The 521-nt window shown below is 55.9% G+C and carries 1 protein-coding gene; it reads right to left on the bottom strand.

Annotated elements, in window-relative coordinates:
• Positions 1–26: 26 nt before the first annotated feature.
• On the bottom strand, positions 27–521 hold a 495-nt coding region (locus ACPYOJ_RS34645), incomplete at its 5' end, for a helix-turn-helix domain-containing protein (protein ID WP_481420268.1).

Below are 521 nucleotides of genomic sequence, written 5' to 3'. Positions count from 1 at the left end.
CTCCGGATCTCATTGCGCTTCGGCCCTTAGTTCGTGAGTGCTACTAGCGCGTCCCGGTCCAGTAGCCGGACCGATCGCTGCAGTTTCCCGTTAAGGCGAACGATACGTCTTTCGCGAAGCTTGGTGAAGGAACGGGCGACGGTTTCGATTGTCAGTCCAAGATAGTCGGCGATGTCACTGCGAGAGATCATCATGTCAAATTCAGGTTCTCCGGGATGACGTTCGGCCATCTCCTGAACGAAGGCCGCAACGCGTTTCAACGCGCTTTGTTCTGTCATGACGAGTTGTTTCTCCTGGGCTTTCGCAAGATTTGTCAGGGCGATATTCAGGAGATCCATTGGGACGACCGCATCTTGGTTGGCAGGAAGCGGCCGTATGCGTGTTTCGCAGACCGCTTCCGCGAAATCGGTTCGAACCTGTCCCTTTTCGAGCCCGAACCACTCGCCTTTGCTGCAGAAGGACAAAATGTGTCTGTGCCCGTTAGCCATCAGCCGATAGATCCGGACGGCTCCGGCTTCGAC

The organism is Rhizobium sp. SVR5-9E (assembly GCF_056755095.1).
The sequence above is the reverse complement of the archived record's forward strand: the minus strand, read 5'-3'. Positions and strand labels throughout refer to the sequence as shown.